This is a genomic window from Pseudomonas sp. ES4, assembly GCF_050586665.1.
GTDB lineage: Bacteria > Pseudomonadota > Gammaproteobacteria > Pseudomonadales > Pseudomonadaceae > Aquipseudomonas > Aquipseudomonas frederiksbergensis.
Genome location: NZ_JBOBDO010000001.1, coordinates 26360 through 52424 on the forward strand (window position 1 = coordinate 26360; position 26065 = coordinate 52424).

The window sequence follows — 26065 nt, forward strand, 5'->3', positions numbered from 1 at the left end:
ACTTCTCATGACCACTCAGGACACTGCTCAACGCCCTGCTCTGCGTTCGCAACGTTTGAACCAGATCACAAACGAACCTCATACCAAGCTTGATGCCTTGGTCAAAGCCCACGCACCGTTCGAAACCCAGGCCAACTTCGCCCGTTTCGTGGTGGCTCAGTATTTGTTTCAGTCGGAACTGGTGTCGCTGTACAACGATGCCGAATTGACCGCCATCGTCCCGGACCTGCCTGCCCGCTGCCGTGCTGACGCGGCCAAGGCTGACCTGGCCGATCTGGAAACCGAAGTGCCGGCCCCTGTCGCCGGGGCGGTGAAGAATCCAGCCAAAGCCGAGGCGCTGGGTTGGCTTTTCGTCTCGGAAGGTTCGAAACTTGGCGCGGCGTTCCTGATCAAGCGTGCGGTGGGTCTCGGCTTGAGCGAAACCTTTGGCGCTCGCCATCTCGGTGAACCGGCCGGTGGTCGTGCTGAAGGCTGGAAGAGCTTCGTCAAAACCCTCGACGGGCTGGAACTCAGCGCACAAGAAGAAGCCGAGCTGGATAAAGGCGCAATCGACGCGTTCAACCGCTTCACGGTGTTGCTCGAGCAGGCCTACACCCCAGAACTCGCCTGAAGAAACACATCCGCTCTGTAGGAGTGAGCCTGCTCGCGATGACGGAGTGTCAGTCGACATCATTGCCGCCTGACCCACCGCTATCGCGAGCAGGCTCACTCCTACAAGGGACCGAGTGTGCCTGCACGATCCCGATCAAGCTTTAGTCGCGCAACTTGAGTCCAATGCCTCACCTTTCCTCCTCAAAACCCGCCCGAATCCTCTTTGGCCTGCTCGCCTACATCAGCCTGGCCATCGGCCTGATCGCCATCGTCGTACCCGGCCTGCCGACCACCGAGTTCATCCTGCTGGCCGCCTGGGCCGCGACCAAAAGCTCGCCGCGCCTGAGTGCCTGGCTGGAAAACCATCGGCTGTTCGGTTCCATCCTGCGCAACTGGCGCAACGGCAAAATCATCGCCCGCCGCGCCAAGGTCAGCGCCACCGTGAGCATGCTGCTGTGCGCCGGGTTGATGCTGGTGATGCTCGAACCTGGCTGGCCGATCTTTCTGGCGATTGCCGGCATGAGCCTGGGCAATCTGTGGATCTGGTCGCGGCCGGAATCATTGCCGACAATTTCCTGAATTCCTGCGCTTTTCAGGGCTTTTTCCTGCGCAAACGTTCACCTGCTACCGTTCGTCGGCTTAGCGTTCATGCAACCTCTGCCCACGCCGATGAGCATTAAATGGCGCTGAATGGACTTGGCGAATTGGGTCGATCCCGACTCACAGCCAACACCTCATCCATTCGCGAGCTCGTCCTATGTTCGACTCTCTCTCCATCCGCCTGAAAATCGTCCTGCTGTCCGGTCTGTGCCTGCTGGGCGTGGTCGTCCTGATCGTCGGCATGAACATCTACCAGACCGATCAGAACGATGAACTGGTCAGCGCCTCCAGCAGCAAGATGCTCACCGCCAGCGTGCAGAACCTGCTCCAGGCCAAGGCCGCCGAGCAAGCGGTGCGGGTGCAGAAGACCTTCGGTGAAAGCCTGCTGGTGGTGACCGCCCTGGCCGATCAGATCAAGGACCTGCGCAACATGGCGAGCACGCGCTCCCTTGACGCCGGTGCCCTGCGTGAAGAGTTGAATCAGAGCCTGAAAACCGCCTTCGAACGCAACAGCAAAGTGCTCGGCATCTGGCTGGCATTCGAACCCAATGGCCTCGACGGCAAGGACAGCGAGTTCGCCAACGATGCCGCTCGCCAGTCCAACGAAGCCGGTCGTTTTGCCAGCTACTGGAGCCGTGCCGGCGGTGTCGGGATCAACACGATCATGGTCGAAGACGACATGACCAAAACCACCTTGAGCCTCAGCGGCACGCCCTATAACAGCTGGTACACCTGCCCTCGCGACAGCAAGCGCACCTGCCTGCTCGACCCGTATGCCGACACTGTCGCCGGCAAGGAAATGCTGATGACCACCATTTCCGTACCGCTGCTGGTGGATGGCAAGTCCATCGGCGTGGTCGGTGTAGACATCGCCCTCGACGCGCTGCAAGCGGCGGCTGTCGACTCCCAACGCGATCTGTTCAACAGCGCCGGACACATGCTGATCGTCTCCGGCAGCGGCGTACTCGCCGGTTACAGCGTGGACGCGAGCAAGGTCGGCAAAAGCATCGGCGACACTCTGGGCGCAGACGGCAAGGACGTCCTGCAACTGCTCAGCGCCGGCACACCGAAGATTCTCGAACAGGGCGACCTGATCCGCGCGGTGTACCCGGTCAGTCCGATTGCCGATTCCAAAGCCTGGGGCGTGGTGATCGACCTGCCAAAACAGGTGCTGCTGGCCGACTCGGTCAAGTTACAAACCGTTCTCGATGACGCCCAGCAAAGCGGCACGATCAAAGCCGTTTTGGTGGCAGTGATTGCCGGCCTGGTCGGACTGTTGCTGATCTGGCTCACGGCGTCCGGCGTGACCCGGCCGATCAACAGCGTGGCCGAAATGCTCAAGGCGATTGCCAGCGGCGACGGCGACCTGACGCAGCGTCTGCACTACGGCAAGAAAGACGAACTCGGCGAACTGGTGAGCTGGTTCAACCGCTTCCTCGACAAGCTGCAACCGACCATCGCGCAGATCAAACAAAGCATCACCGATGCGCGCGGCACCGCCGACCAGTCTTCGGAAATCGCCCGTCAGACCAGCGAAGGCATGCAAGTGCAGTTCCGCGAAATCGACCAGGTCGCCACCGCGTCCAACGAAATGAGCGCCACCGCCCACGACGTCGCCAACAGTGCCTCGAACGCGGCTAACGCGGCCAAGGGTGCCGACCAGTCGGCCCGCGACGGCATGCAGATCATCGAACGCAGCACCCGCGACATCAATCAATTGGCCGACGAAGTCAGCAAGGCCGTGACCGAAGTCGAAGCATTGGCGGTCAACAGCGAGCAGATCGGCTCGGTGCTGGAAGTGATCCGCAGCATCGCCGAACAAACCAACCTGCTGGCGCTCAACGCGGCGATTGAAGCGGCGCGTGCCGGCGAAAGCGGTCGCGGGTTTGCGGTGGTCGCCGATGAAGTGCGCAACCTGGCCAAACGCACCCAGGATTCGGTGGAAGAAATCCGCATCGTGATCGAGCGCATCCAGACCGGCACTCGCGGCGTGGTGGCCACGATGCATTCGAGCCAGACCCAGGCCCACAGCAACGCCGGGCAGATCCAGCAAGCAGTGCAGGCCTTGAGCAAAATCAGCGACGCAGTGACGGTCATCAGCGACATGAACCTGCAAATCGCCAGCGCCGCCGAACAACAAAGCGCGGTGGCCGAAGAGGTCAACCGCAACGTGTCGGCAATCCGCACCGTCACCGAAACCCTGACCAGTCAGGCCACCGAATCGGCGCAGATCAGTAGCCACCTCAACTCGCTGACCTCGCACCAGATGAAATTGATGGATCAGTTTCGGGTGTAACCCCCTAATGATCGTTCCCACGCTCCGCGTGGGAATGCAGCCCGGGACGCTCCGCGTCCCAAGCGGACGCAGAGCGTCCATTGAGGCATTCCCACGCAGAGCGTGGGAACGATCTATCATGAAGCCCTCTCCCGGAGGGCCTTCGATGACTGGTTTACTCACGTCCATTCAAGCCGCACTCGGCTTGCCTCACACCCAGGTCAAGTTCACCTCGAGCGGCGCCCTGCCCTCGGCGTTTGCCGTCACCGACCTGGCGTGCGCCAGCATTGCCGCTGCCGGCCAGGCTGTCAGCGAATGGCTGCAGCAACAAACCGGCCGCCTACCCACCCTTGAGGTCGACCGCCGCCTCGCCTCTTTCTGGTTCGCCACCTCGATCCGCCCGATAGGCTGGAGCGTCCCGCCACTCTGGGACCCCGTCGCCGGTGACTACGCAGCCAAAGACGGCTGGATCCGCCTGCACACCAACGCACCTCATCACCGCGCCGCAGCCGAAAAAGTGCTCGGTGCCTGTGCCGACCGTACAGCGATGGCGAGCAAGGTTGCTCAATGGGCCAAAAGCGATCTGGAGCAGGCCGTAGTCGATGCCGGTGGCTGCGCCGCCGAGATGCGTAGCTGGGCGCAATGGCAAGCGCATCCCCAAGGTCAGGCGGTGAACGCCGAGCCGCTGATTCAGTTGGCTGACAACAGCCGCCAGAACGCGAAACCATGGCAAGGCTCGGTGGCGCAACCGCTGGCCGGGATCAAGGTGCTGGATTTGACCCGAGTGCTCGCCGGACCGGTTGCCAGCCGTTTCCTGGCAGGCCTCGGCGCCGACGTTTTGCGCATCGACCCACCGACCTGGAACGAACCGGGCGTGGTGCCGGAAGTCACCCTGGGCAAACGCTGCGCGCGTCTGGACCTGCACGACAAGACTGATCGCGCGGTGTTCGAAAGCCTGCTCAAAAACGCCGACATTCTGCTCCACGGCTACCGCGCCGACGCACTGGAACGCTTGGGTTACGGCGCCGCCGAACGCCAGAAACTGACGCCCGGCCTGATCGACGTCAGCCTCAATGCCTACGGCTGGAGCGGCCCGTGGCAGAACCGTCGTGGCTTCGACAGCCTGGTACAAATGAGCAGCGGAATCGCCGACGCCGGCATGCAGTGGAAACGCGCAAACAAACCGACGCCATTGCCCTTGCAAGCGCTCGATCACGCCACCGGCTATTTGATGGCGGCCGCTGCGATTCGATTATTGGGGCGCAGTGGCTCGGCGCGCTTATCGTTGGCGCGTACCGCGAAGTTGCTGATTGAAAACGGCGCGGGAACAGATGAGCCGCTGCGGGCGGAGGATGACAACGATCAAGGGCTGGTGATTGAGCAGACGCCTTGGGGCCCGGCGCATCGACTTCATGTACCGCTGAAGATTACGGGGACGCCGTTGCAGTGGACACTGGCGGCTTCGGAGTTGGGCTCCCATCGCGCGCAGTGGTAACCGACTGATCGTTCTCACGCTCCTGCGTGGGAACGATCAGTTAGAACTCCCGCGCAGGATTTCACCATTGGCCCGCCCCAAGGCATACTTGCCACCCTCCGCACTCCAGAACCCAAAAACGCCCCATGCGTATCCACGTCAGCTTCATCGACCGCGTCGGCATTACCCAGGAAGTCCTGGCCCTGCTGGGTGGGCGCAATCTCAATCTGGATGCGGTGGAAATGGTCCCGCCCAACGTCTACATCGACGCCCCGACCCTGAGCCCGGAAGTTCTCGAAGAACTGCGCGATGCGTTGTTCAGCGTGCGCGGCGTGCAAGCGGTGACGGTGGTCGACATTCTTCCCGGTCAGCGTCGGCACCTGCAACTTGATGCGCTGCTCGCGGCCATGACCGACCCGGTCCTGGCGCTGGACAGTGCCGGCAAGGTGCTGCTGGCCAACCCGGCGCTGATTGCGTTGTACGGTCGCGAGCCTGACGGCGAAAGCATCGCCGAGCTGTTCGCCGACCCGGCACTGCTCGAAGCCCTGCTGGAAAACGGTTTCCGCCTGCCGCTGCGGGAAGTCACCGTCAACGGCCAGACGTTACTGCTGGACGCCACACCGATTACCGACGCTGGTGCCCTGCTGACCCTCTATCAACCCAACCGTATCGGCGAACGCCTCTCGGCGCTGCACCACGACCACGCCGAAGGGTTCGATGCACTGCTCGGAGAATCTCCGGCCATTCGCACCCTCAAGGCCCGCGCCCAGCGCGTTGCGGCTCTCGATGCACCGTTGCTGATTCAGGGCGAAACCGGCACCGGCAAAGAACTGGTGGCGCGTGCCTGCCACGCCATCAGTGCTCGGTACGGTTCACCATTTTTGGCACTGAACTGCGCGGCTTTGCCGGAGAACCTCGCCGAAAGCGAACTGTTCGGCTACGCCCCCGGCGCCTTCACGGGCGCACAAAGGGGCGGCAAACCGGGGCTGATGGAACTGGCCAACCAGGGCACGGTGTTTCTCGATGAGATCGGCGAGATGTCGCCGTACTTGCAGGCCAAGTTACTGCGCTTCTTGAACGACGGCAGCTTCCGCCGGGTGGGCGGGGATCGTGAGGTCAAGGTCAATGTGCGGATCCTCAGCGCCACGCACCGCAACCTGGAAAAAATGGTCAGTGAAGGTTCGTTCCGTGAAGACCTGTTCTATCGCCTCAATGTCCTGAACGTCGAAGTCCCGCCCCTGCGCGAACGCGGCCAGGACATCCTGCTGCTGGCCCGCTACTTCATGCAGCAGGCCTGCGCGCAGATCCAGCGCCCGGTCTGTCGCCTGGCGCCCGGCACCTATCCGGCACTGCTGGGCAATCGCTGGCCGGGCAACGTGCGGCAATTGCAGAACGTGATCTTCCGCGCTGCTGCGATTTGCGAAAGCAGCCTGGTCGACATTGGCGACCTCGATATCGCCGGCACCTCCGTGGCGCGTCAGAGCGACAGCGACGTCGACAGCCTCGAACAGGCGATGGAAGAGTTCGAAAAAACCCTGCTGGAAAAACTCTACGTCAGCTACCCCTCGACCCGCCAACTGGCCAGTCGCTTGCAAACCTCCCACACCGCGATCGCCCATCGATTGCGCAAGTACGGCATTCCCAACAAGCCATAGGTTCTACTCGGTTGATCGTTCCCACGCTCCGCGTGGGAATGCCTCTAGGGACGCTCCGCGTCCAGTGACGCGGAGCGTCACGGGCTGCATTCCCACGCGGAGCGTGGGAACGATCATTTACTCAACCCAAAAGCGACCTATATCTGTACTGAAAGCGCTACAGCGGAACGATATCGCTACACCCTCTCCCGATCACCGCTGTGCAAGGCTTTGATCCACTTAGGCTTTTTTCTTCGCCCCGAGCTGTAGCGATTTCGCTACAGTCAGCCAATCGCTGCATCTCGAACAAACACATAACCTATTGATTTATAACAATAAAAAAACATTGGCCGCGATTTTGCTTAGTAACCATCCATAAAGTACGGCATTGCCGAGTATTCAATCGCGTCCACCAGACGAGTCTGGCCCCCTTAGGAGTTTCCATGAGCGAGTTGCGTTTTACTGAAGATCACGAATGGCTGCGTACCGAAGCTGACGGCACCGTCACAGTCGGCATCACCGCTTTCGCACAGAACGCCCTGGGCGACGTGGTTTTCGTACAACTGCCGGAGCTGCAGTCCTACGACAAAGGCGCTGAAGCCGCCACCGTGGAATCGGTAAAAGCTGCCAGCGGCGTGTACATGCCACTGGACGGTGAAGTGCTGGAAGTGAACCCGGCGCTGGACAGCAGTCCTGAACTGGTCAACGAAGATCCGCTGGGCGAAGGCTGGTTCTTCCGCTTCCAGCCTACCGATGCATCGGCTGTTGCCAAACTGCTGGATCAAGACGCTTACGACCGTCTGATCAAAGCCAACGCCGAAGCCTGAGGAACGCTGACATGACTCAAGTAAGCCTGACCACCGCCAACGAATTCATCGCCCGTCACATCGGCCCGCGCGCCGGCGACGAGCAAGCCATGCTCAACAGCCTCGGCTTCGACTCCCTGGAAGCCCTGAGCGCCAGCGTCATCCCGGACAGCATCAAGGGCACCAGCGTCCTCGGCCTCGAAGACGGCCTGAGCGAAGCCGACGCCCTGGCCTTGATCAAGTCCATCGCCGGCAAAAACCAGCTGTTCAAGACCTTTATCGGCCAGGGCTACTACGGCACCCACACGCCGTCGCCAATCCTGCGCAACCTGCTGGAAAACCCGGCCTGGTACACCGCCTACACCCCGTACCAACCGGAAATTTCCCAGGGTCGTCTCGAAGCGCTGCTGAACTTCCAGACCCTGATCAGCGACCTCACCGGCCTGCCGATCGCCAACGCCTCGCTGCTGGATGAAGCCACCGCCGCCGCCGAAGCGATGACCTTCTGCAAACGCCTGAGCAAGAACAAGGGCAGCCACGCCTTCTTCGCCTCCGTGCATTGCCACCCGCAAACCCTCGACGTGCTGCGCACCCGCGCCGAGCCGCTGGGCATCGACGTAGTGGTCGGTGATGAACTTGAACTGACTGACGTGACACCTTTCTTCGGCGCCCTGTTGCAATACCCGGCGAGCAACGGTGACGTGTTCGATTACCGCGAACTGACCGAACGCTTCCACGCTGCCAACGCCTTGGTGGCCGTGGCCGCTGACCTGCTGGCGCTGACCGTGCTGACCCCGCCGGGCGAATTCGGCGCCGACGTGTCCATAGGCAGTGCGCAACGCTTCGGCGTGCCACTGGGCTTCGGTGGCCCGCACGCGGCGTATTTCTCCACCAAGGATGCGTTCAAGCGCGACATGCCGGGTCGTCTGGTCGGTGTGTCCGTGGACCGTTTCGGCAAGCCGGCCCTGCGCCTGGCGATGCAGACCCGCGAGCAACACATCCGCCGCGAGAAGGCCACCAGCAACATCTGCACCGCGCAAGTCTTGCTGGCCAACATCGCCAGCATGTACGCCGTGTACCACGGCCCGAAAGGCCTGACCCAGATTGCCAACCGCGTACATCACCTGACCGCGATTCTGGCTAAAGGCTTGAGCGCATTGGGCCTGAAGGTCGAGCAGGAAAGCTTCTTCGACACCCTGACCCTCAACACCGGCGCGCACACCGCCACGTTGCATGAAAAGGCGCGTGCCCAGCAGATCAACCTGCGCGTGGTCGATGCCGAGCGTCTGGGCCTGTCCCTCGACGAAACCACGTCGCAAGCTGACGTGGAAACCCTATGGGCCCTGTTCGCCGACGGTAAGGCGCTGCCAGACTTCGCCGCCCTCGCCGCCTCGGTGGTCAGCACTCTCCCGGCCACACTGGTTCGCCAGTCGCCAATCCTCAGCCACCCGGTATTCAACCGCTACCACTCGGAAACCGAGCTGATGCGCTACCTGCGCAAGCTCGCCGACAAGGACCTGGCACTGGATCGCACCATGATCCCGCTGGGCTCGTGCACCATGAAACTCAACGCCGCCAGCGAAATGATCCCGGTGACCTGGGCCGAATTCGGCGCCCTGCACCCGTTCGCCCCGGCCGAGCAAAGCGCCGGTTACCAGCAGCTGACCGACGAACTGGAAGCGATGCTCTGCGCCGCCACCGGTTACGACGCGATTTCGCTGCAACCGAACGCCGGTTCCCAGGGTGAATACGCCGGCCTGTTGGCGATCCGCGCCTATCACCAGAGCCGTGGCGAAGACCGCCGCGACATCTGCCTGATCCCGTCCTCGGCACACGGCACCAACCCGGCCACCGCCAACATGGCCGGCATGCGCGTGGTCGTCACTGCCTGCGATGCCCGCGGCAACGTCGACATCGAAGACCTGCGCGCCAAGGCCATCGAGCACCGCGAACACCTCGCCGCGCTGATGATCACCTACCCGTCGACCCACGGCGTGTTCGAAGAAGGCATCCGCGAAATCTGCGGCATCATTCACGACCACGGCGGCCAGGTGTACATCGACGGCGCCAACATGAACGCGATGGTCGGCCTCTGCGCACCGGGCAAGTTCGGCGGCGATGTATCCCACCTGAACCTGCACAAAACCTTCTGCATTCCGCACGGCGGTGGCGGCCCGGGCGTTGGTCCGATTGGCGTCAAGTCGCACCTGACGCCGTTCCTGCCGGGGCACGCGCAAATGGAGCGCAAGGAAGGCGCGGTTTGCGCCGCACCGTTCGGCAGCGCGAGCATTTTGCCGATCACCTGGATGTACATTCGGATGATGGGTGGCGCCGGCCTCAAACGCGCTTCGCAACTGGCGATCCTCAATGCCAACTACATTTCCCGTCGCCTCGAAGAGCATTACCCGGTGCTGTACACCGGCAGCAACGGCCTGGTGGCCCACGAATGCATCCTCGACCTGCGTCCGCTGAAAGACAGCAGCGGCATCAGCGTCGATGACGTCGCCAAGCGCCTGATCGACTTCGGTTTCCACGCCCCGACCATGTCGTTCCCGGTCGCCGGCACGTTGATGATCGAACCGACCGAAAGCGAATCCAAGGAAGAACTGGACCGTTTCTGCGACGCCATGATCCGCATCCGCGAAGAAATCCGCGCAGTGGAAAACGGCACCCTGGACAAGGAAGACAACCCGCTGAAAAACGCCCCGCACACCGCGGCGGAAATCGTCGGCGAGTGGACGCATCCGTACAGCCGTGAGCAAGCGGTGTACCCGGTTGCGTCGCTGATCGAAGGCAAGTACTGGCCACCGGTCGGTCGCGTCGACAACGTGTTCGGCGACCGCAACCTGATCTGCGCCTGCCCGTCGATCGAAAGCTACGCTTAAAACAGTGTGGGGCGGGTTCGCCTGCCCTCACTTTCAAGAACACCGCATACCCCCTGTGGGAGCGGGCTTGCTCGCGAAAGCGGTGGATCAGTCACTCAACATTGCCTGACCCACCGCTTTCGCGAGCAAGCCCGCTCCCACAGGGGATTTGTACCAGGCCTCAAGCCCGCCATTCCTATAACAAGAAACCGGAGAACAACTCATGTCTTTAAGCGTGTTCGACCTGTTCAAGATTGGCATCGGCCCCTCCAGCTCCCACACCGTCGGCCCGATGCGTGCTGCTGCGCGCTTCGCCGAAGGTTTGCGCCGTGAAGGGCTGCTGGCCGCGACTACTTGCGTCAAAGTCGAGCTCTACGGATCACTCGGCGCCACCGGCAAAGGCCACGGCAGCGACAAGGCTGTGTTGCTGGGCCTGGAAGGCGAACACCCGGACACCGTGAACACCGAAACCGTCGCCGCCCGTCTGCAAGAGATTCGCGGCAATGGTCGTTTGAACCTGCTCGGCGAACACAGCATTGCGTTCAATGAGAAAGAACACCTGGCGATGATCCGCAAACCGTTGGCCTATCACCCCAACGGCATGATTTTTCGCGCTTTCGATGCCGCGGGGATACAAATCCGTAGCCGCGAGTACTACTCGGTCGGCGGCGGTTTTGTCGTCGATGAAGACGCCGCGGGCGCCGACCGTATCGTCGAAGACGCCACGCCACTGACCTTCCCGTTTAAAAGCGCCAAGGACCTGCTCGGTCACTGCACCACCTATGGTCTGTCGATCAGCCAGGTGATGCTGACCAACGAAAGTGCCTGGCGCCCGGAAGCGGAAACCCGCGCCGGCCTGCTGAAAATCTGGCAAGTGATGCAGGATTGCGTCGACGCCGGTTGCCGTAACGAAGGCATCCTGCCGGGTGGCTTGAAGGTCAAACGTCGAGCGGCAGCCCTGCATCGGCAACTGTGCAAGAACCCGGAATCGTCCCTGCGCGATCCGCTGTCGGTGCTGGACTGGGTCAACCTCTACGCACTGGCGGTCAACGAAGAAAACGCCAACGGCGGACGCGTGGTGACGGCGCCGACTAACGGCGCGGCTGGGATCGTCCCGGCTGTTTTGCACTACTACATGCGCTTCATCCCCGGCGCCAACGAAGACGGCGTCGTGCGTTTTCTGCTGACCGCGGCCGCGATCGGCATTCTCTATAAAGAAAACGCCTCGATCTCCGGCGCCGAAGTCGGCTGCCAGGGCGAAGTCGGCGTGGCCTGTTCCATGGCCGCTGGCGCCCTGTGTGAAGTCCTCGGCGGCACCGTGCAACAAGTGGAAAACGCCGCGGAAATCGGCATGGAACACAACCTCGGCCTGACCTGCGACCCGATTGGCGGATTGGTGCAAGTGCCTTGCATCGAGCGCAACGCCATGGGCTCGGTGAAAGCCATCAATGCGGTGCGCATGGCCCTGCGCGGCGACGGTCAGCACTTCGTCTCCCTCGACAAGGTCATCCGCACCATGCGCCAGACCGGCGCCGACATGAAAAGCAAATACAAGGAAACCGCCCGTGGCGGTTTGGCGGTCAACATTATCGAGTGCTGATGCTCACGCGCATCTGCACACTTTTTCAGGAGCTGGATATGTCCACCGAACAACTGTCGAAAACCCCGCTGCACGCACTGCACATCGAACTCGGCGCCCGCATGGTGCCGTTTGCCGGCTACGACATGCCGGTGCAATACCCGCTCGGCGTGATGAAAGAACACCAGCACACCCGTGATCAGGCCGGGCTGTTCGATGTCTCGCACATGGGCCAGATCCGCCTGACCGGCGCGAATGCCGCCAAGGCGCTGGAAAGCCTGGTGCCGGTGGACATCATCGACCTGCCGGTGGGCATGCAGCGTTACGCGATGTTCACCAACGAGACTGGCGGCATCCTCGACGACCTGATGGTCGCCAACCTGGGTAACGACGAACTGTTCCTGGTGGTCAACGCCGCCTGCAAGGATCAAGACCTGGCGCACCTGCGCAAGCACATCGGCGACCAGTGCACCATCGAGCCGCTGTTCGAAGAACGCGCCCTGCTGGCGCTGCAAGGTCCGGCCGCCGTCACCGTGCTCGCACGCCTGGCGCCTGAAGTGGCAAAGATGACCTTCATGCAGTTCACCCGCGTGAAACTGCTGGGCGTGGACTGCTTTGTCAGCCGTTCGGGCTACACCGGTGAAGACGGTTACGAAATCTCCGTGCCGGCTGCCAACGCCGAAGCCCTGGCTCGCGCCCTGCTGGCCGAACCTGAAGTGGCGGCCATCGGCCTTGGCGCTCGCGACTCCCTGCGCCTGGAAGCCGGCCTGTGCCTCTACGGCCACGACATGAACACCGAGACCACCCCGATTGAAGCAAGCCTGCTGTGGGCGATCTCCAAGCCTCGTCGCGCTGATGGCGCACGTGCCGGCGGCTTCCCTGGCGCAGAAACCGTGTTCGCACAGCAACAAACCGGTGTCAGCCGCAAACGCGTTGGCCTGTTGCCCCAGGAACGCACGCCGGTGCGCGAAGGAGCGGAGATCGTCAATGAAGCAGGCGACATCATTGGTGCGGTTTGCAGTGGCGGCTTCGGTCCGACCTTGGGCGGCCCTTTGGCGATGGGTTACGTCGACAGTGCTTACACTGCTCTCGATACGCCGGTATGGGCGATTGTTCGTGGGAAAAAGGTGCCTTTGCTTGTAAGCAAAATGCCATTTGTTCCACAACGCTACTACCGCGGCTGATTGACTGTTTCTATAAGTAACGCGGTTGCGTTAATAGTGCACTAATGTGTAACGCAACCGCCATAAAACAGTGCACACCTTCGATAACGAACTTGGCTTATAACGATCGAAAACAATTGAACACCTCTATCACATAAGCTAACGCTAGTTGCCGCTGAACGGCATCAACGCGAGCAATTCCGGGCCCTCCACAGGGCTTGTTTTTTCTCCCGTAGTTGGCGTAGAGTTTGTTCACTGTGTTTGCATGGGTCGCTTGGAATCGTGACCTGGGCAGTAGCCTACAAGTTAGCTACATCCCGTTCGACGTCTTCTTACTCTCCTGCAACCAGCCCCAGTACTCTTTCACAAGAAAGAGGCTGTCATTAATTTTTGCGTCAAAGGAAATAAGAAATGTCCCAACGTCAGAGCGGTACCGTCAAGTGGTTTAACGACGAGAAAGGGTTTGGTTTTATCACTCCAGAAAGCGGTCCGGATCTGTTCGTGCATTTCCGCGCTATTCAGGGCAACGGCTTCAAGAGCCTGAAAGAAGGCCAGAAAGTGACTTTCGTTGCTGTGCAAGGCCAGAAAGGCATGCAGGCTGACGAAGTACAAGCAGAAGCCTGATCTTCTGTAACGAAAAAGCCCCTGATGCTGACATCAGGGGCTTTTTTGTGCGCGTAAATACGTAAAATGGCTTCTTTTTTCCGTCCAGAGGCTGCCATGTCGAAACATCTTCTCAAACCCCAGGGCGACTTTCCTGCCGCCCCCTTGGGTCGTCGCCTGGCAGCGATGTTCTATGACTTCTTGTTGTGTACTGCCCTGCTGATCGTCACCAGCGGCATTTACAAGATGATCCAGATGGCGATCATCGGCGAAGACAAAATGCGCACCTTGACCGAAGCCGGCGCGCTGGACGGTGATCCATTGCTGTCAACGGTGCTGCTATTTGTGTTGTTCGGTTTCTTCGCCAAGTTCTGGACCTGGTCCGGCCAGACCCTGGGCATGCAGGTCTGGTGCATCCGCGTACAAAACGCCGACGGCTCATCCATCAGCCTGTGGCAGGCATTGCTGCGCTTTGTGGTGTCGATCGCGTCCTTGCTGTGCGTCGGGCTGGGGTTCTTCTGGTCGCTGTTCGACAAACAGAAACGCAGCTGGCATGACATCTACTCCGACACCCAGCTCGTGCGGATTCCAAAGAAAGCCAAGTAGTTCAGCCATACAAAAACCAATGTGGGAGCGAGCCTGCTCGCGATAGAGGCGTATCAGTCAACATGGTTGTGACTGACAGAACGCTATCGCGAGCAGGCTCGCTCCCACAGTTTTTGCGGCTTAACTGACAGATCTCAGGCGTTGCCGGCCAATTTCATCCGCGCGGCCTGTGTGAAGTCGAGCATCCGCTTCAACGGCCGAATCGCTTGCGGAATCAACGCTGGATCGACAAATATCTCGTTTGTCCCTTCCTTCAAGCTCTTGAGCGTGCGCTCAAGGGTATTCATCGCCATCCACGGGCAATGTGCGCAACTACGGCACGCTGCGCCGTTACCGGCCGTTGGCGCTTCGATGAAGACCTTGTCCGGGCACAGCTGCTGCATCTTGTAGAAGATGCCGCGATCAGTGGCAACGATAAAGGTCTTGTTTGGCAGGCTCTGCGCTGCTGCAATCAACTGACTGGTGGAGCCGACGGCATCCGCCAGCTCGATCACCGACGTCGGCGACTCCGGGTGCACCAGAATCGCTGCGTCCGGGTACAGCGCCTTCATATCTTCGAGCTGCTTGGACTTGAACTCTTCGTGAACGATGCAGGCACCGTCCCACAGCAGCATGTCCGCGCCAGTCTGGCGCTGGATGTAGGTGCCCAAATGCTTGTCCGGGCCCCAGATGATGGTTTCGCCGTTATCCATCAGGCTTTCGACGATCTCCAGCGCGCAGCTTGAAGTCACCACCCAATCCGCCCGGGCTTTGACCGCCGCCGACGTGTTGGCATACACCACCACCGTACGTTCCGGGTGCTGATCGCAGAACGCCGAGAACTCGTCCACCGGGCAACCCAGGTCCAGCGAGCAGGTCGCTTCCAGGGTTGGCATCAGGATGCGCTTTTCCGGGTTGAGGATTTTGGCAGTCTCGCCCATGAACTTCACACCGGCGACCACCACGGTCTTGGCCGGGTGAGCATTGCCGAAGCGGGCCATCTCCAATGAGTCGGAGACACAGCCGCCGGTTTCTTCGGCCAGGGCCTGAATGACCGGATCGCAATAGAAGTGAGCAACCAGCACCGCGTCCTGAGCCTTGAGCTCGGCAGCGATGGCAGCACGGTAATAGGCCTCCTCCTCGGCAGTCAGCGGCTTGGGCTGCTTGGCGTCGAGGTGGGCTTGAACCAGAAGGCGTTCGGAAATCTGCGTCATGTTCGCAAGACCTGCAGGCGCGTTCGCGCGAAAGTCGAGTATACACCCGGCTCCGGCCCCTTCAGGGTACCGCCGGGAAAGTGAGTATCATCAGGCACGGACAACGTTGAAGCTGCGCAAGGCTACAGAATATCCCGTAGATGCAAAAGATGATTCTGACCTGCGTCACGCGGCTCAGCCCAGAACCCGGGCAACCTTAAATCGCAGGCAAAAAAAAATCCGGAAATCCTCACTTGCGTGGGCCTTCCAGACTTTTAAAACTGCTACAAAAATGGTGGGTCGTGTGGGATTCGAACCTACGACCAATTGGTTAAAAGCCAACTGCTCTACCAACTGAGCTAACGACCCGCTGTGTGGTGGCGCGTATAATACTGATTTTTAAGGACTATTCAACACCTAATTTGAAATAAATCAAAAATAAGGTGTTGGGTCACTGATTCCGGCTGCCGCAAAGCCTTCTGCACGCAGGCGGCAGCTGTCGCACTTGCCGCATGCACGACCGTTATCGTCGGCCTGATAGCAGGAAACAGTCAGGCCGTAATCAACACCGAGCTTCACGCCCGCCTGGACTATCTGCGCCTTGCTGAGGTTCTGCAGTGGCGCCTGGATACGAAAACCATTCCCCTCGACGCCGGCCTTGGTCGCCAGATTGGCCATGCGCTCGAAGGATTCAATGAACTCAGGACGGCAATCCGGGTAACCGGAGTAATCCACAGCGTTCACACCAATAAAGATGTCGCGGGCGCCGAGCACTTCAGCCCATCCCAACGCCAGGGACAAGAAAACGGTGTTGCGCGCCGGCACGTAAGTCACCGGAATACCTTCGCCCGCTTCTTCCGGCACATCGATGCTGGTGTCGGTCAATGCTGAACCGCCGATCCCGTTCAGGTTCAGGCCGATCACCTTGTGCTCGACCACACCCAGGTCGCGAGCGACACGTTCGGCGGCGTGCAATTCTGCGTGAGAGCGCTGACCGTAGTCGAAGCTCATGGTGTAGCAGCTGTAGCCTTCAGCGCGAGCCATGGCCACCACGGTCGCGGAGTCCAGACCGCCGGACAGCAGGATGACCGCACGTTTTTCAGCAGTGTTCAGTTGTTCAGTCATTTCAGCGCCCCGGCTCGTCATTCCAAAGATATTTATGCAACTGCAATTGCAGACGCACAGGCAGGTTGTCCGCCACCACCCAGTCAGCCAGGTCCCTAGCATTGAGGTCATGGTGACTCGGCGAGAACAGGACTTCGCCGGCACGCTGATCCAGACCGTACTGGATCAGCTTGGACACAGCCCAGTCATAGTCTTCCCGCGAGCAGATGACAAACTTCACCTGATCGTTGCGCGTGAGCAGTTCGATGTTCTCGTAGCGGTTGCGGTGGGCTTCTTTCGAACCCGGGGTTTTCAGGTCGACGACGCGACTGACCCGTGGATCGACCGCCGAGATATCCAGGGCACCGCTGGTTTCCAGCGAGACCTCGTAACCGGCGTCACACAACTGCTTGAGCAATGGGATGGCATTGGGCTGTGCCAGCGGCTCGCCGCCGGTGACACAGACGTAACGCGGACGAAAACCGGCCACTTGCTCGAGGATGTCGTCGAGCGTGCGAAGGGTGCCGCCAGTGAATGCATAAGCGCTGTCACAGTATTGGCAACGCAATGGGCAACCGGTCAAGCGCACAAAAACAGTGGGCAGCCCGGCAGTCCGCGTTTCACCCTGCAACGAGTAGAAAACTTCGGTGATTCTCAATGTGTCTTGCATAGTCGCCACGGGCATGACAGCTAAACAGGCTGTCCGCCTCCGTCAGGCACTTCAAGGAACCCCGCCATCGCGCAGATCCCAAAAAGCGTGTTTCATAAAAAGGGCGTGAATTCTAACGAAAAAACCCGCGACAAGCGCGGGTTTCTTCAAGACGGGTAAAGCCGCCCTTACATTTTTTGCAGATCACGCTGGGCCAGCTGAGCGGCGGAAGTGCCCGGATATTGGGACACAACCTGTTGCAAAATACCTTTGACCTTGTCGGGATGACCAAGACGGCGCTCTACATCAGCCAGCTTGTACAGCGAATCAGGCACTTTTGGATGCTTGGGGTACAGCTGAGAAACCTTGGCAAAAGCCTGACCTGCACCTTGCAGATCGCCTTTGGCCAGGTTCACTTCCCCCAACCAGTACTGGGCATTACCCGCGTACTGACTGTTCGGGTACTTGCGCAGGAATGCGGCAAAAGCCTGACTGGCCTTGTCGAAGTCCTTGGCTTTGATCAGGTCGAAGGCTGCATCGTAATACAGTTTTTCCTTCGCCGGATCAGCCGGCTCGCCACCCGCGGCAGGCGCTTGTGTGGAAGTGGCAGCGGCTGCCGCTCCCGCTGCTGCACCGGGGGCATTCAAACTGCCACCGGTGGAAGAATTATCAGGAGTCGCGGCTGGTGCAACGCCGGTTCCTATGCGCCGATCAAGGTCCTGATATCGCTCCAGGCTCTCTTGCTTCATGCGCGCTACATCATTTTGCAGAACTTCGATGATGCCTTGTTGGCGCGAGATCTGCTCCTGCATCGATTGCAGTTGGTTGAACAGCTCGCCCTGTGCCGAGACAGGGGCCGAAACCCCTCCCCCGGCATAGGCGCCGTTCGTACCGTAACCTGCAGGCGGATTATTAGTCCCGCTATTGGTATAGCCGGAGTCATTATCGACCACAGGAACCGCAGCCCACACCGCAAGCGGTGCGAGGCTGAGAGCCAAAACAGTTACAGCACGACGGCACGTTCGCATGACGAATTACTTACGCAGTTCGACGCGACGGTTTTGAGCCCAGGACTGCTCGTCGTTGCCGGTAGCAACTGGACGCTCTTCGCCGTAGGAAACCAGTTCCAGCTGAGCTGGGGAAACACCTTGCAGTACCAGGTAACGCTGAACGGCTTTCGCACGACGCTCGCCCAGTGCCATGTTGTACTCACGAGTACCACGTTCGTCGGTGTTGCCTTCCAGAACAACGCGAGCGCCGTTTGCTTTCAGGTCCTTGGCGTGAACGTCCAGAGCGCGCATGGCTTCTGGCTTCAGGTCCGAACTGTCGTATTCGAAGTAGAAAGTGGTGATTGCGCGCAGAGCAGCTTCTTCGCTCAGGGAGCCGTCAACTGCACCAGTGTTTGCGCCGTAACCAGCGTTTGGATCTACAGCGCCTTCACCGGCATTGTCGCCGCCTTTGGACGAGCAACCTACAGCTACAGCCATGGCCAGAGCCAGCGCAGCAAATTTACCAAACTTCAGCATTTCCATCGTGAAACTCCTAATGAACCCCAATGTGTTAAGTACAACGTGTAGCGCCGCGTCAGTTCAGGTAAGGGGACCAGGAAGGTTCTCTGACTTCGCCTTGTGCGGTAGGAAGCGGGAGCCTTACGCGTCCATTAATGGACACGAGCATCAAGACTCCCCGGCCCTGCTGGCGGGTGGCGTAGATTACCATGGTGCCGTTGGGCGCAACAGTAGGCGACTCGTCCAGAGTGCTATCAGTAAGGATTTTTACGCTTCCGCGCTGCAAATCCTGGGCCGCCACCTTGAAATTAGTGAAACCTTCCTGACGATGGATCATCACCAGGGTCTTTTCATCAGCCGAAAGCTTAGGGTTGGCGTTGTAGTTACCGATAAAGGTCACACGTTCCGCACCGCCACCACCTGCACTGGTTTTATAGATCTGCGGCTTGCCGCCACGGTCCGAGGTGAAGTAGATGGTCGAACCATCCTTGCCCCAGAACGGTTCGGTGTTGATGCCAGGACCGTTGGTGACACGGGTGATCTGACGCGAACCCAGGTTCATCACATAGATGTCCGGGTTGCCATCTTTCGACAAGACGAATGCCAGGCGATTGCCATCAGGCGACCATGCTGGCGCGCCGTTCAGGCCTTCGAAGTTGGTGATCTGCTCACGGCGACCGGTGTCGATGTTCTGCATGAAGATACGCGGACGCTTCTGCTCGAACGACACATAAGCGATGCGCTTGCCGTCCGGTGCGAAACGCGGCGACAGGATCGGCTCGCGCGATTGCAGCAGGGTCACGGCACGGGCACCGTCATAGTCAGAACGTTGCAGCGTGTAGCGAGTGTTCTTTTCAGAGAAACGCTCAGCCGTCACGTACAGCAGACGAGTCGAGAACGCACCTTTGATACCGGTGAGTTTTTCGAACGACTGGTCCGCGATGTAGTGCGACATGTCGCGCAGTTGATCGACGCTGCCCGACACGCTGCCGGTCAGCACTTGCTGCTCGGTGGCGACGTTGAACAGTGCGTATTGAACCTGCAGGCGACCGCCCGCAGGAGCAATGCTGCCGACCATGACGTACTGGGCGCCCAGCGCCTTGAAGTCACGGAAGATGATTTCGCTGGCCTGGCTTGGCTGGCTGATCATGTTCTGTTTTGGAATCGGCGAGTAATAACCCGAGTTGCGCAGGTCGTTACCGATGATTTCGGCCATGTCGTCCGGCAGAACGCTGCCGCCCTGGTTGCCAAACGGAACGACTGCGATCGGGGTGGCCCGATCACTGCCGCTGGTGACCAGAATGTTTTTCTCATCAGCTGTCGCTATCCCTGCCAGGCAGCAGATAACGACAAGCATTCCTCGAAGAAGGTTTCTCACAAGGCTAGATCCTCAGGTGTGAATGTCATCTTGAATGAACGATACGGAGCGAAATCACTCGGCTTCATTCCCTGCATTTCTGTCAAACGTCCAATGTTCTTGACCGCCGCTACAGCGGAAGCGTCAAACGGACCATCGCCACTGGACTTGGCCACGCTCACCGAAGTCAACGTACCGTCCGGCAACATGCCGATTTGCAACACGACTGTCATGCCTTTGCGGGCCGAAGGTGGACGAGCCCAGCCTTCCGCTGCACGAGCACGAATCAGATCATCGAAACTACCGGCGACTTCGTCACCCTGCTCATCCGCCAAGGCCTGCTGACGCTGCGGCGTGTCAGAAAGCAGATCTGCCAAGGCCTGAGCCTTTTTGTCTTCGGCGGATTTACGTGCTGCTTCCTGCGATTTTTTCTTCGCAGCATCGGCAGCAGCTTTCTTCTTCGCGTCTTCGGCGACTTTCTTCTTCGCCTCTTCAGCTTCAGATTTCTTCTTGGCGTCTTCGGCAGCTTTCTTCTTCGCGTCTTCGACGATCTTTTTCTTCGCTTCTTCAGCGGCCGCTTTCTTGGCCTCTTCTTCAGCTGCTTTCTTGGCTTCTTCTTCAGACTTCTTCTTGGCTATATCAGCCAATTGTTTCTCTTCGGCCTTTTTAGCTTCGGCGGTCTTCTTGGCTTCATCGGCTTTCTTGGCTTCATCAGCCTTTTTTGCCTCTTCCGCTTTCTTCGTCTCGTCGGCTTTTTTGGATTCTTCGGCTTTTTGAGCCGCGTCTTCCTTCTTTTGTTCCGCGGCCTTGATCGCTTCCTGCTCGATCTTTTTCTGTTCCATCTGTTCGACTTCGGTCTGGCGCGCGGCGGATTTCTTCGCCTCACCCGCAATCTTCTGATTGGTCTGGGTGGTCGCCTGACTTTTCGATTTCAGTTGGTACAGGGTCGCCTGGACAATCGGCTTGGCCGGCGGCAGTTCGGGCGTGAAGGCGAAGCTGACGAACAGCATGCCAAAAACCAGCACGTGCAAGACAAGCGCCCAGACGCTAGGCCAGAAGTAGCTTTCCGAGGCGGACGGCTCTCGCATTTGCTGCATCAGGGTGCCTCGGTAATCAAGCCAACATTACCGACCCCGGCTTTCTGCAATCCGCCCATGGCGCCCATGACAGAACCGTAGTCGACGGTCTTGTCGCCGCGGATGAACACCTGGGTACGCTTGCCACCTTCAGTGCCGGCGCGAATGATCTTGGTCACGGCGTCAGTCATCTGCGGCAAGGTCATGGCCTTGTCCTGTTGCTTTTCAGTGTCGACTTCGCTGCCAAGGTTCCAGTAGTAGGTCTTGTCAGCCTTGATCGAAATGGTCAGGACCTGGGTGTTGTTGTCCTGCGGCAAGGCTTCGCTGGAAACCTTGGGCAGATCAACTTTCACGCCCTGATTGAGCATCGGCGCGGTCACCATGAAGATGACCAGCAGCACCAACATCACGTCGATGTAAGGCACCACGTTCATCTCGGCAACCGGCTTGCGCTTTTTGCGAGCTCGAGCGATTAAAGCCATTGGAAATTACCTGCTTATTCTTCGCTGGTGTGCACTTTGCGGTGCAGGATCGCCTGGAATTCATCGGCGAAGGTGTAGTAACGGCCCAGCAGGGTTTCACTGCGCGCAGCAAAACGGTTGTAAGCGATAACGGCCGGGATGGCGGCGAACAAGCCAATCGCGGTAGCAATCAGTGCTTCGGCAATACCCGGGGCCACAGTGGCCAGGGTCGCTTGCTGGGCAGTGGCCAGGCCACGGAAGGAGTTCATGATCCCCCAGACGGTACCGAACAGACCGATATACGGGCTGACGGAACCGACGGTCGCGAGGAACGGCAGGCTCTGCTCGAGCTTTTCTTCTTCACGGGAAATGGCGACGCGCATGGCACGGGCCACGCCTTCCATGACCGCTTCCGGGTCAACGCCTGGCTGCTGGCGCAGACGGGAGAATTCCTTGAAACCGGCACGGAAGATCTGCTCTACGCCTGAATCCGGATCAGGGTTACTGCCAGCCTGACGGTAGAGTTTGGACAGGTCGATACCGGACCAGAAGCGCTCTTCAAAGCTCTCCAGGGCACGTCGACCGGCGCGCAGCAGATTGCTGCGCTGAAAGATCATGATCCATGAGGTCACCGATGCGGCTACCAGGATCAGCATTACCAGTTGCACCACGATACTGGCATTGCTGACCAGGCTCCACATGGAGGAATGGTCGACGACGTTAGCTTCCACGCTTTATCTCCTGCTTTGAGTGTGTACCCGCGCCGCTCACGTCGGCAAAGGCCGCACGTAGAGCTTCGGGAATGGCCCGGGGTTTTAAACTGTTAGTGCGCACACAGGCCACCAGAAACTGCCCTTCGCAGAGCAGCGCATTATCCGTAGCCCGCCTGACCTGCTGCTTGAAGCGCAGGCTGACACGGTTCAATTCGATTACTTCAGCGCTTACCAGCAACTCGTCGTCCAGTCGCGCCGGCGCGTGGTAACGCGCTTCGCTGGAATGCACGACGAACAACAGGTCCTCACCTGCTAGCTGGGATTGGGCAAAGCCCAGCTCCCGGAGCCGCTCGGTTCGAGCCCGTTCCATAAACTTGAGGTAATTGACGTAATACACGATGCCGCCCGCATCGGTGTCCTCGTAATAAACGCGACAACGAAGTGCGAAAGGCTCAAGCCCGTTTTGCGCGCGCATACTCTAGTGCTTACTCCTCAGGTTGCCAATCCGGCCAGGCAACTGTTTTTCATTGATTCACGGCTTTCTGGCGAAAGTACGGTCCTGGGACCACACAAACCCCGAATATATCAGCGCGCAAAGGTTATTAATCGTCCACGGCATCGAGGAACTCGTCTACCACGGGCATCTCGCCCAATCGTGACGGGATGTTTAAACCGAAGTGCAGATACGCATGCCGGGTCACCACCCGCCCCCGTGGCGTACGCATGATGTAGCCCTGCTGGATCAGGTACGGCTCCAGCACGTCTTCAATGGTGTGGCGCTCTTCACTGATGGCGGCGGCAAGGCTATCGACCCCGACCGGCCCACCGTCGAACTTCTCGATCATGGTCAACAACAGACGTCGATCCTGGTGATCGAAGCCTCGCTCGTCGACATCCAGCAGGTTCAAGGCCAGGTCGGCAATCGGCTTGGTGATGTGGCCCTTGGCGCGAACTTCGGCGAAATCGCGAACCCGGCGCAGCAAGCGGTTGGCGATCCGTGGCGTACCACGGGCACGACGGGCGATTTCGAAGGCGCCTTCCGGGTCCAGTGGCAAGCCGAGGATATTCGCCGAACGACTGACAATCGTTGCCAGGTCGGCGGTGTTATAGAACTCCAGGCGCTGGACGATACCGAAACGGTCGCGCAGCGGATTGGTCAGCATCCCCGCCCGCGTCGTCGCACCGACCAGGGTGAACGGCGGCAGATCAAGCTTGATCGAACGCGCGGCCGGCCCTTCGCCGATCATGATGTCGAGCTGGAAATCTTCCATGGCCGGGTACAGCACTTCTTCGACGATCGGTGAAAGCCGATGGATTTCGTCGATGAACAGAACGTCGTGTGGCTCGAGATTGGTCAACAGCGCCGCCAGGTCACCCGGACGTTCAAGCACGGGGCCCGAGGTGCTCTTGATCGACACGCCCATTTCCTGGGCGATGATGTTGGCCAGGGTCGTCTTACCCAGGCCCGGCGGGCCGAAAATCAGCGTGTGGTCCAGGGATTCATTGCGCCCACGGGCGGCCTGGATGAACAACTCCATTTGCTCGCGAACGGTCGGCTGGCCAATGTATTCGGCCAGGCTGACAGGACGAATCGCCCGGTCCTGGACTTCCTCGCGATCACGAGGCCCCGGTGTGGCGGCAATCAGACGATCAGCTTCAATCACTTAGATCATTCCCTTCAGGGCACGACGAATCATGTCTTCACTGCTCAAACCTTTCTCCTTGATCGCAGAAATCGCCTTGCTGGCTTCCTGCGGCTTGTAGCCCAGGGAGATCAGCGCGCTGACCGCGTCATTTTCGGCGGTGGCGACCGGCGTCGTATCAGGCCCACCCGGCTGGTTTGGCACCAGGGCAAACATGGCCGGCACGGTTTCCCAGGCCTTGAAGCGATCCTTGAGTTCCACCAGCAAACGCTCGGCAGTCTTCTTGCCCACGCCCGGCACCTTGGTCAGCGCCGAGGTGTCCTGGGATTGTACGCAACGGACCAGCTCATCGACTTCCAGGCTCGACATCAGGGCCAGGGCCAATTTCGGCCCCACACCATTGAGACGGATCAACTCGCGAAAAAAGTCTCGCTCACGCTTGCCGAAGAAGCCATAGAGTAATTGCGCGTCTTCGCGTACGACCAAATGGGTGTGCAAGGTCAGCGGTTCACCGACCGACGGCAAGCGATAAAGCGTGGTCATGGGCACTTCCAGCTCATACCCCAGACCGTTTACATCCAGAATCAGGTGCGGCGGCTGTTTCTCAGCGAGTGTGCCGCGCAAGCGTCCAATCACGTTTCAGATCCTTGAGCGTTGGCCAGATCAGTGCTGGCGACTGACAGAACGAGGGTTTTGCGCCGACGACACAGGCGCAAAACCCTCGCTCCATAAAAAATGATTGCTGATGCTATCAGAGACGCAGGCGTCCGCCACGACTGCGTGCCGTACCCAGGCCATGGGGCAACAGGCTGGAGCGGGTGTGAGCATGGCAAATAGCAATGGCCAGGGCGTCCGAGGCATCGATTTGCGGCTTGCTGGTCAGTTTCAGCATGTGCATGACCATCATTTGCACCTGCTCTTTATTCGCCGCGCCAGTCCCGGTTACCGCCTGTTTGACTTGGGTCGCCGTGTACTCAGCGATTTCCAGGCTTTCTTCCGCCCCGGCAACGATGGCCGCGCCGCGGGCCTGGCCAAGTTTCAGCGCAGAATCGGCATTGCGCGCCATGAAGACCTTTTCGATGCCCATGGTCACCGGCCCGTAGGTCTGGATGATTTCGCGCACGCCGCGATAGACGATTTGCAGGCGTTCATGCAGCTCGCCGGACCCTGTGCGAATGCAGCCCGACGCCACGTAAACGCATCCACGCCCGGTATCGCGTACCACGCCATAACCGGTGATGCGCGAACCGGGGTCGATACCAAGAATTAAAGTCATAACGCCTGCAGAAAGAGATCGCGGTGGCTTGAGGATAACTGTGTAGGAGCTGCCAAAGGCTGCGATCTTTTGATTTTCGATCTTAAAGTCAAAAGATCGCAGGCTTCGCCAGCTCCTACAGGGGTCAGGTGAAGGCTGCGATCTTTATCAATGCATCAACCGAGCTGAGCGGCCACCGATTCAGGGATGTCCGCGTTGGAGTAGACGTTCTGCACGTCATCCAGGTCTTCAAGCATGTCGATCAGCTTGAGAACCTTCTCGGCGCCTTCCAGGTCGAGTTCGGCACTGGTGGTCGGCAGCATCACGATTTCCGCATCATCACCCTTGAAGCCTGCGGCCTCCAAAGCGTTGCGCACGGAATAGAAACCGGCGAACGAGGTGAACACGTCGATGGAGCCGTCTTCGTGGGTCACCACGTCATCGGCATCGGCTTCCATCGCCGCTTCCATCAGCGCATCTTCATCAACGCCAGGAGCGAAGGATATCTGCCCCTTGCGCTCGAACAGATAGGCCACCGAACCGTCCGTACCGAGGTTGCCGCCGCATTTGCTGAACGCATGACGAACAGCGGCGGCGGTGCGGTTGCGGTTGTCGGTCATGCACTCGACCATCACCGCCACGCCACCCGGGCCGTAGCCTTCGTAGGTCAGCTCGACCATGTCGTCGGTGTCGGCAGCACCGGCGCCGCGGGCGACCGCACGGTCGATGATGTCCCGGCTCATGTTCGCGCCGAGGGCCTTGTCCAGCGCCAGACGCAAACGCGGGTTGGAACCCGGATCGCCACCGCCCTGACGGGCCGCAACGGTCAGTTCACGAATCCACTTGGTGAAAATCTTGCCCTTCTTGGCATCCTGACGTTCTTTGCGGTGCTTGATGTTCGCCCACTTGGAATGACCCGCCATATCTCGCTC

At 59.7% G+C, this 26065-nt stretch carries 24 protein-coding genes, 1 tRNA gene and 2 pseudogenes; 12 read left to right on the top strand and 15 right to left on the bottom strand.

From position 1 onward, the window contains the following. The first annotated feature begins 7 nt into the window (after positions 1-7). The 12 genes and pseudogenes from ACQ4OB_RS00105 (at position 8) to ACQ4OB_RS00160 (ending at position 14195) form a co-directional block, all read left to right on the top strand. Positions 8-610, top strand: a complete 603-nt coding sequence (locus ACQ4OB_RS00105; RefSeq protein WP_102616680.1) for a biliverdin-producing heme oxygenase — start codon at positions 8-10, stop codon at positions 608-610. Positions 611-774: 164 nt separating this feature from the next. Next, positions 775-1170 carry a YbaN family protein gene (locus ACQ4OB_RS00110; RefSeq protein WP_430954919.1) on the top strand — a complete coding sequence of 132 codons (396 nt, stop codon included), beginning with the start codon at positions 775-777 and terminating at the stop codon, positions 1168-1170. 451 nt (positions 1171-1621) lie between these two features. Continuing rightward, positions 1622-2581, top strand: a pseudogene (locus ACQ4OB_RS00115) (chemotaxis protein); the annotation flags it as partial. Positions 2582-2959: 378 nt separating this feature from the next. Beyond that, positions 2960-3487 (top strand): annotated as a pseudogene (locus tag ACQ4OB_RS00120) (methyl-accepting chemotaxis protein); the annotation flags it as partial. A gap of 145 nt (positions 3488-3632) precedes the next feature. Further along, positions 3633-4961 (top strand): CoA transferase, encoded by a 1329-nt coding sequence (locus tag ACQ4OB_RS00125; RefSeq protein ID WP_430954920.1) that lies wholly within the window; start codon positions 3633-3635, stop codon positions 4959-4961. Positions 4962-5086: 125 nt separating this feature from the next. After that, positions 5087-6595 (top strand): sigma-54-dependent transcriptional regulator, encoded by a 1509-nt coding sequence (locus ACQ4OB_RS00130; protein ID WP_074879441.1) that lies wholly within the window; start codon positions 5087-5089, stop codon positions 6593-6595. Between the two features lie 422 nt (positions 6596-7017). Continuing rightward, on the top strand, positions 7018-7401 hold the full coding sequence (gene gcvH, locus ACQ4OB_RS00135) for a glycine cleavage system protein GcvH (RefSeq protein ID WP_007949423.1): 384 nt from the start codon (positions 7018-7020) through the stop codon (positions 7399-7401). A gap of 11 nt (positions 7402-7412) precedes the next feature. After that, the gene (gene gcvP / locus ACQ4OB_RS00140) at positions 7413-10265 is read left to right on the top strand and encodes an aminomethyl-transferring glycine dehydrogenase (protein ID WP_430954921.1); all 2853 of its coding nucleotides are present in this window, start codon (positions 7413-7415) and stop codon (positions 10263-10265) included. A gap of 202 nt (positions 10266-10467) precedes the next feature. Further along, positions 10468-11844, top strand: coding sequence for an L-serine ammonia-lyase (locus tag ACQ4OB_RS00145; protein ID WP_008146925.1), 1377 nt, complete (start codon positions 10468-10470; stop codon positions 11842-11844). 38 nt (positions 11845-11882) lie between these two features. Further along, on the top strand, positions 11883-13007 hold the full coding sequence (gene gcvT, locus ACQ4OB_RS00150) for a glycine cleavage system aminomethyltransferase GcvT (RefSeq protein WP_430954922.1): 1125 nt from the start codon (positions 11883-11885) through the stop codon (positions 13005-13007). A 390-nt stretch (positions 13008-13397) separates the two neighbouring features. Continuing rightward, on the top strand, positions 13398-13610 hold the full coding sequence (locus ACQ4OB_RS00155; RefSeq protein WP_003175786.1) for a cold-shock protein: 213 nt from the start codon (positions 13398-13400) through the stop codon (positions 13608-13610). A gap of 96 nt (positions 13611-13706) precedes the next feature. Then, positions 13707-14195: an RDD family protein gene (locus ACQ4OB_RS00160; protein WP_074879451.1), complete on the top strand. Its 489-nt coding sequence runs from the start codon at positions 13707-13709 to the stop codon at positions 14193-14195. A 134-nt stretch (positions 14196-14329) separates the two neighbouring features. Here ACQ4OB_RS00160 and nadA read toward each other — a convergent pair whose 3' ends face one another. From nadA to ACQ4OB_RS00235, 15 genes are all read right to left on the bottom strand, one after another. After that, complete coding sequence (nadA, locus tag ACQ4OB_RS00165; protein ID WP_008146918.1) at positions 14330-15388, bottom strand: quinolinate synthase NadA; 1059 nt, start codon at positions 15386-15388, stop codon at positions 14330-14332. A 272-nt stretch (positions 15389-15660) separates the two neighbouring features. Further along, positions 15661-15736 (bottom strand) — tRNA-Lys (locus ACQ4OB_RS00170). 63 nt (positions 15737-15799) lie between these two features. Beyond that, on the bottom strand, positions 15800-16492 hold the full coding sequence (queC, locus tag ACQ4OB_RS00175; RefSeq protein WP_123367888.1) for a 7-cyano-7-deazaguanine synthase QueC: 693 nt from the start codon (positions 16490-16492) through the stop codon (positions 15800-15802). 1 nt (position 16493) lies between these two features. Beyond that, positions 16494-17141, bottom strand: coding sequence for a 7-carboxy-7-deazaguanine synthase QueE (gene queE / locus ACQ4OB_RS00180; RefSeq protein WP_074880837.1), 648 nt, complete (start codon positions 17139-17141; stop codon positions 16494-16496). Between the two features lie 167 nt (positions 17142-17308). After that, positions 17309-18148 carry a tol-pal system protein YbgF gene (gene ybgF, locus ACQ4OB_RS00185; protein ID WP_074879457.1) on the bottom strand — a complete coding sequence of 280 codons (840 nt, stop codon included), beginning with the start codon at positions 18146-18148 and terminating at the stop codon, positions 17309-17311. Positions 18149-18154: 6 nt separating this feature from the next. Beyond that, a complete protein-coding gene (gene pal / locus ACQ4OB_RS00190) occupies positions 18155-18652 on the bottom strand; it encodes a peptidoglycan-associated lipoprotein Pal (protein ID WP_003178634.1) in 498 nt (165 codons plus the stop codon). Between the two features lie 52 nt (positions 18653-18704). Beyond that, positions 18705-20006, bottom strand: coding sequence for a Tol-Pal system beta propeller repeat protein TolB (gene tolB, locus ACQ4OB_RS00195; RefSeq protein WP_076028397.1), 1302 nt, complete (start codon positions 20004-20006; stop codon positions 18705-18707). Next, the gene (gene tolA, locus ACQ4OB_RS00200) at positions 20003-21082 is read right to left on the bottom strand and encodes a cell envelope integrity protein TolA (protein WP_074879466.1); all 1080 of its coding nucleotides are present in this window, start codon (positions 21080-21082) and stop codon (positions 20003-20005) included. The genes tolB and tolA overlap by 4 nt, the downstream gene beginning before the upstream one ends. Further along, positions 21082-21534: a protein TolR gene (tolR, locus tag ACQ4OB_RS00205; RefSeq protein ID WP_161807482.1), complete on the bottom strand. Its 453-nt coding sequence runs from the start codon at positions 21532-21534 to the stop codon at positions 21082-21084. Before tolR ends, tolA begins: the two co-directional genes overlap by 1 nt. A gap of 23 nt (positions 21535-21557) precedes the next feature. Continuing rightward, on the bottom strand, positions 21558-22253 hold the full coding sequence (tolQ, locus tag ACQ4OB_RS00210; protein WP_008147369.1) for a protein TolQ: 696 nt from the start codon (positions 22251-22253) through the stop codon (positions 21558-21560). Beyond that, complete coding sequence (gene ybgC / locus ACQ4OB_RS00215) at positions 22243-22710, bottom strand: tol-pal system-associated acyl-CoA thioesterase (RefSeq protein WP_008147372.1); 468 nt, start codon at positions 22708-22710, stop codon at positions 22243-22245. The genes tolQ and ybgC overlap by 11 nt, the downstream gene beginning before the upstream one ends. 127 nt (positions 22711-22837) lie before the next feature. After that, entirely contained in the window at positions 22838-23899 is a 1062-nt protein-coding gene (gene ruvB / locus ACQ4OB_RS00220) for a Holliday junction branch migration DNA helicase RuvB (RefSeq protein WP_008147374.1), read from the bottom strand. Then, positions 23900-24514 carry a Holliday junction branch migration protein RuvA gene (gene ruvA, locus ACQ4OB_RS00225; RefSeq protein ID WP_046049661.1) on the bottom strand — a complete coding sequence of 205 codons (615 nt, stop codon included), beginning with the start codon at positions 24512-24514 and terminating at the stop codon, positions 23900-23902. It abuts the gene before it with no gap. 115 nt (positions 24515-24629) lie between these two features. Then, positions 24630-25154, bottom strand: a complete 525-nt coding sequence (gene ruvC / locus ACQ4OB_RS00230; RefSeq protein ID WP_007945844.1) for a crossover junction endodeoxyribonuclease RuvC — start codon at positions 25152-25154, stop codon at positions 24630-24632. A 155-nt stretch (positions 25155-25309) separates the two neighbouring features. Next, a complete protein-coding gene (locus tag ACQ4OB_RS00235) occupies positions 25310-26056 on the bottom strand; it encodes a YebC/PmpR family DNA-binding transcriptional regulator (protein WP_008072427.1) in 747 nt (248 codons plus the stop codon). Positions 26057-26065 lie beyond the last annotated feature (9 nt).

Bases quoted from the DNA above. Each gene is read 5' to 3' on its own strand.
- ACQ4OB_RS00160 (WP_074879451.1), top strand. From the start codon at position 13,707: ATGTCGAAACATCTTCTCAAACCCCAGGGCGACTTTCCTGCCGCCCCC.
- ACQ4OB_RS00110 (WP_430954919.1), top strand. From the start codon at position 775: ATGCCTCACCTTTCCTCCTCAAAACCCGCCCGAATCCTCTTTGGCCTG.
- ACQ4OB_RS00145 (WP_008146925.1), top strand. From the start codon at position 10,468: ATGTCTTTAAGCGTGTTCGACCTGTTCAAGATTGGCATCGGCCCCTCC.
- ACQ4OB_RS00235 (WP_008072427.1), bottom strand. From the start codon at position 26,056: ATGGCGGGTCATTCCAAGTGGGCGAACATCAAGCACCGCAAAGAACGT.
- ruvC (WP_007945844.1), bottom strand. From the start codon at position 25,154: ATGACTTTAATTCTTGGTATCGACCCCGGTTCGCGCATCACCGGTTAT.
- pal (WP_003178634.1), bottom strand. From the start codon at position 18,652: ATGGAAATGCTGAAGTTTGGTAAATTTGCTGCGCTGGCTCTGGCCATG.
- gcvH (WP_007949423.1), top strand. From the start codon at position 7,018: ATGAGCGAGTTGCGTTTTACTGAAGATCACGAATGGCTGCGTACCGAA.
- gcvP (WP_430954921.1), top strand. From the start codon at position 7,413: ATGACTCAAGTAAGCCTGACCACCGCCAACGAATTCATCGCCCGTCAC.
- ACQ4OB_RS00105 (WP_102616680.1), top strand. From the start codon at position 8: ATGACCACTCAGGACACTGCTCAACGCCCTGCTCTGCGTTCGCAACGT.
- nadA (WP_008146918.1), bottom strand. From the start codon at position 15,388: ATGACGCAGATTTCCGAACGCCTTCTGGTTCAAGCCCACCTCGACGCC.
- ACQ4OB_RS00155 (WP_003175786.1), top strand. From the start codon at position 13,398: ATGTCCCAACGTCAGAGCGGTACCGTCAAGTGGTTTAACGACGAGAAA.
- ybgC (WP_008147372.1), bottom strand. From the start codon at position 22,710: ATGCGCGCGCAAAACGGGCTTGAGCCTTTCGCACTTCGTTGTCGCGTT.
- ACQ4OB_RS00125 (WP_430954920.1), top strand. From the start codon at position 3,633: ATGACTGGTTTACTCACGTCCATTCAAGCCGCACTCGGCTTGCCTCAC.
- ACQ4OB_RS00130 (WP_074879441.1), top strand. From the start codon at position 5,087: ATGCGTATCCACGTCAGCTTCATCGACCGCGTCGGCATTACCCAGGAA.
- ybgF (WP_074879457.1), bottom strand. From the start codon at position 18,148: ATGCGAACGTGCCGTCGTGCTGTAACTGTTTTGGCTCTCAGCCTCGCA.
- queE (WP_074880837.1), bottom strand. From the start codon at position 17,141: ATGCAAGACACATTGAGAATCACCGAAGTTTTCTACTCGTTGCAGGGT.
- queC (WP_123367888.1), bottom strand. From the start codon at position 16,492: ATGACTGAACAACTGAACACTGCTGAAAAACGTGCGGTCATCCTGCTG.
- tolA (WP_074879466.1), bottom strand. From the start codon at position 21,082: ATGCAGCAAATGCGAGAGCCGTCCGCCTCGGAAAGCTACTTCTGGCCT.
- gcvT (WP_430954922.1), top strand. From the start codon at position 11,883: ATGTCCACCGAACAACTGTCGAAAACCCCGCTGCACGCACTGCACATC.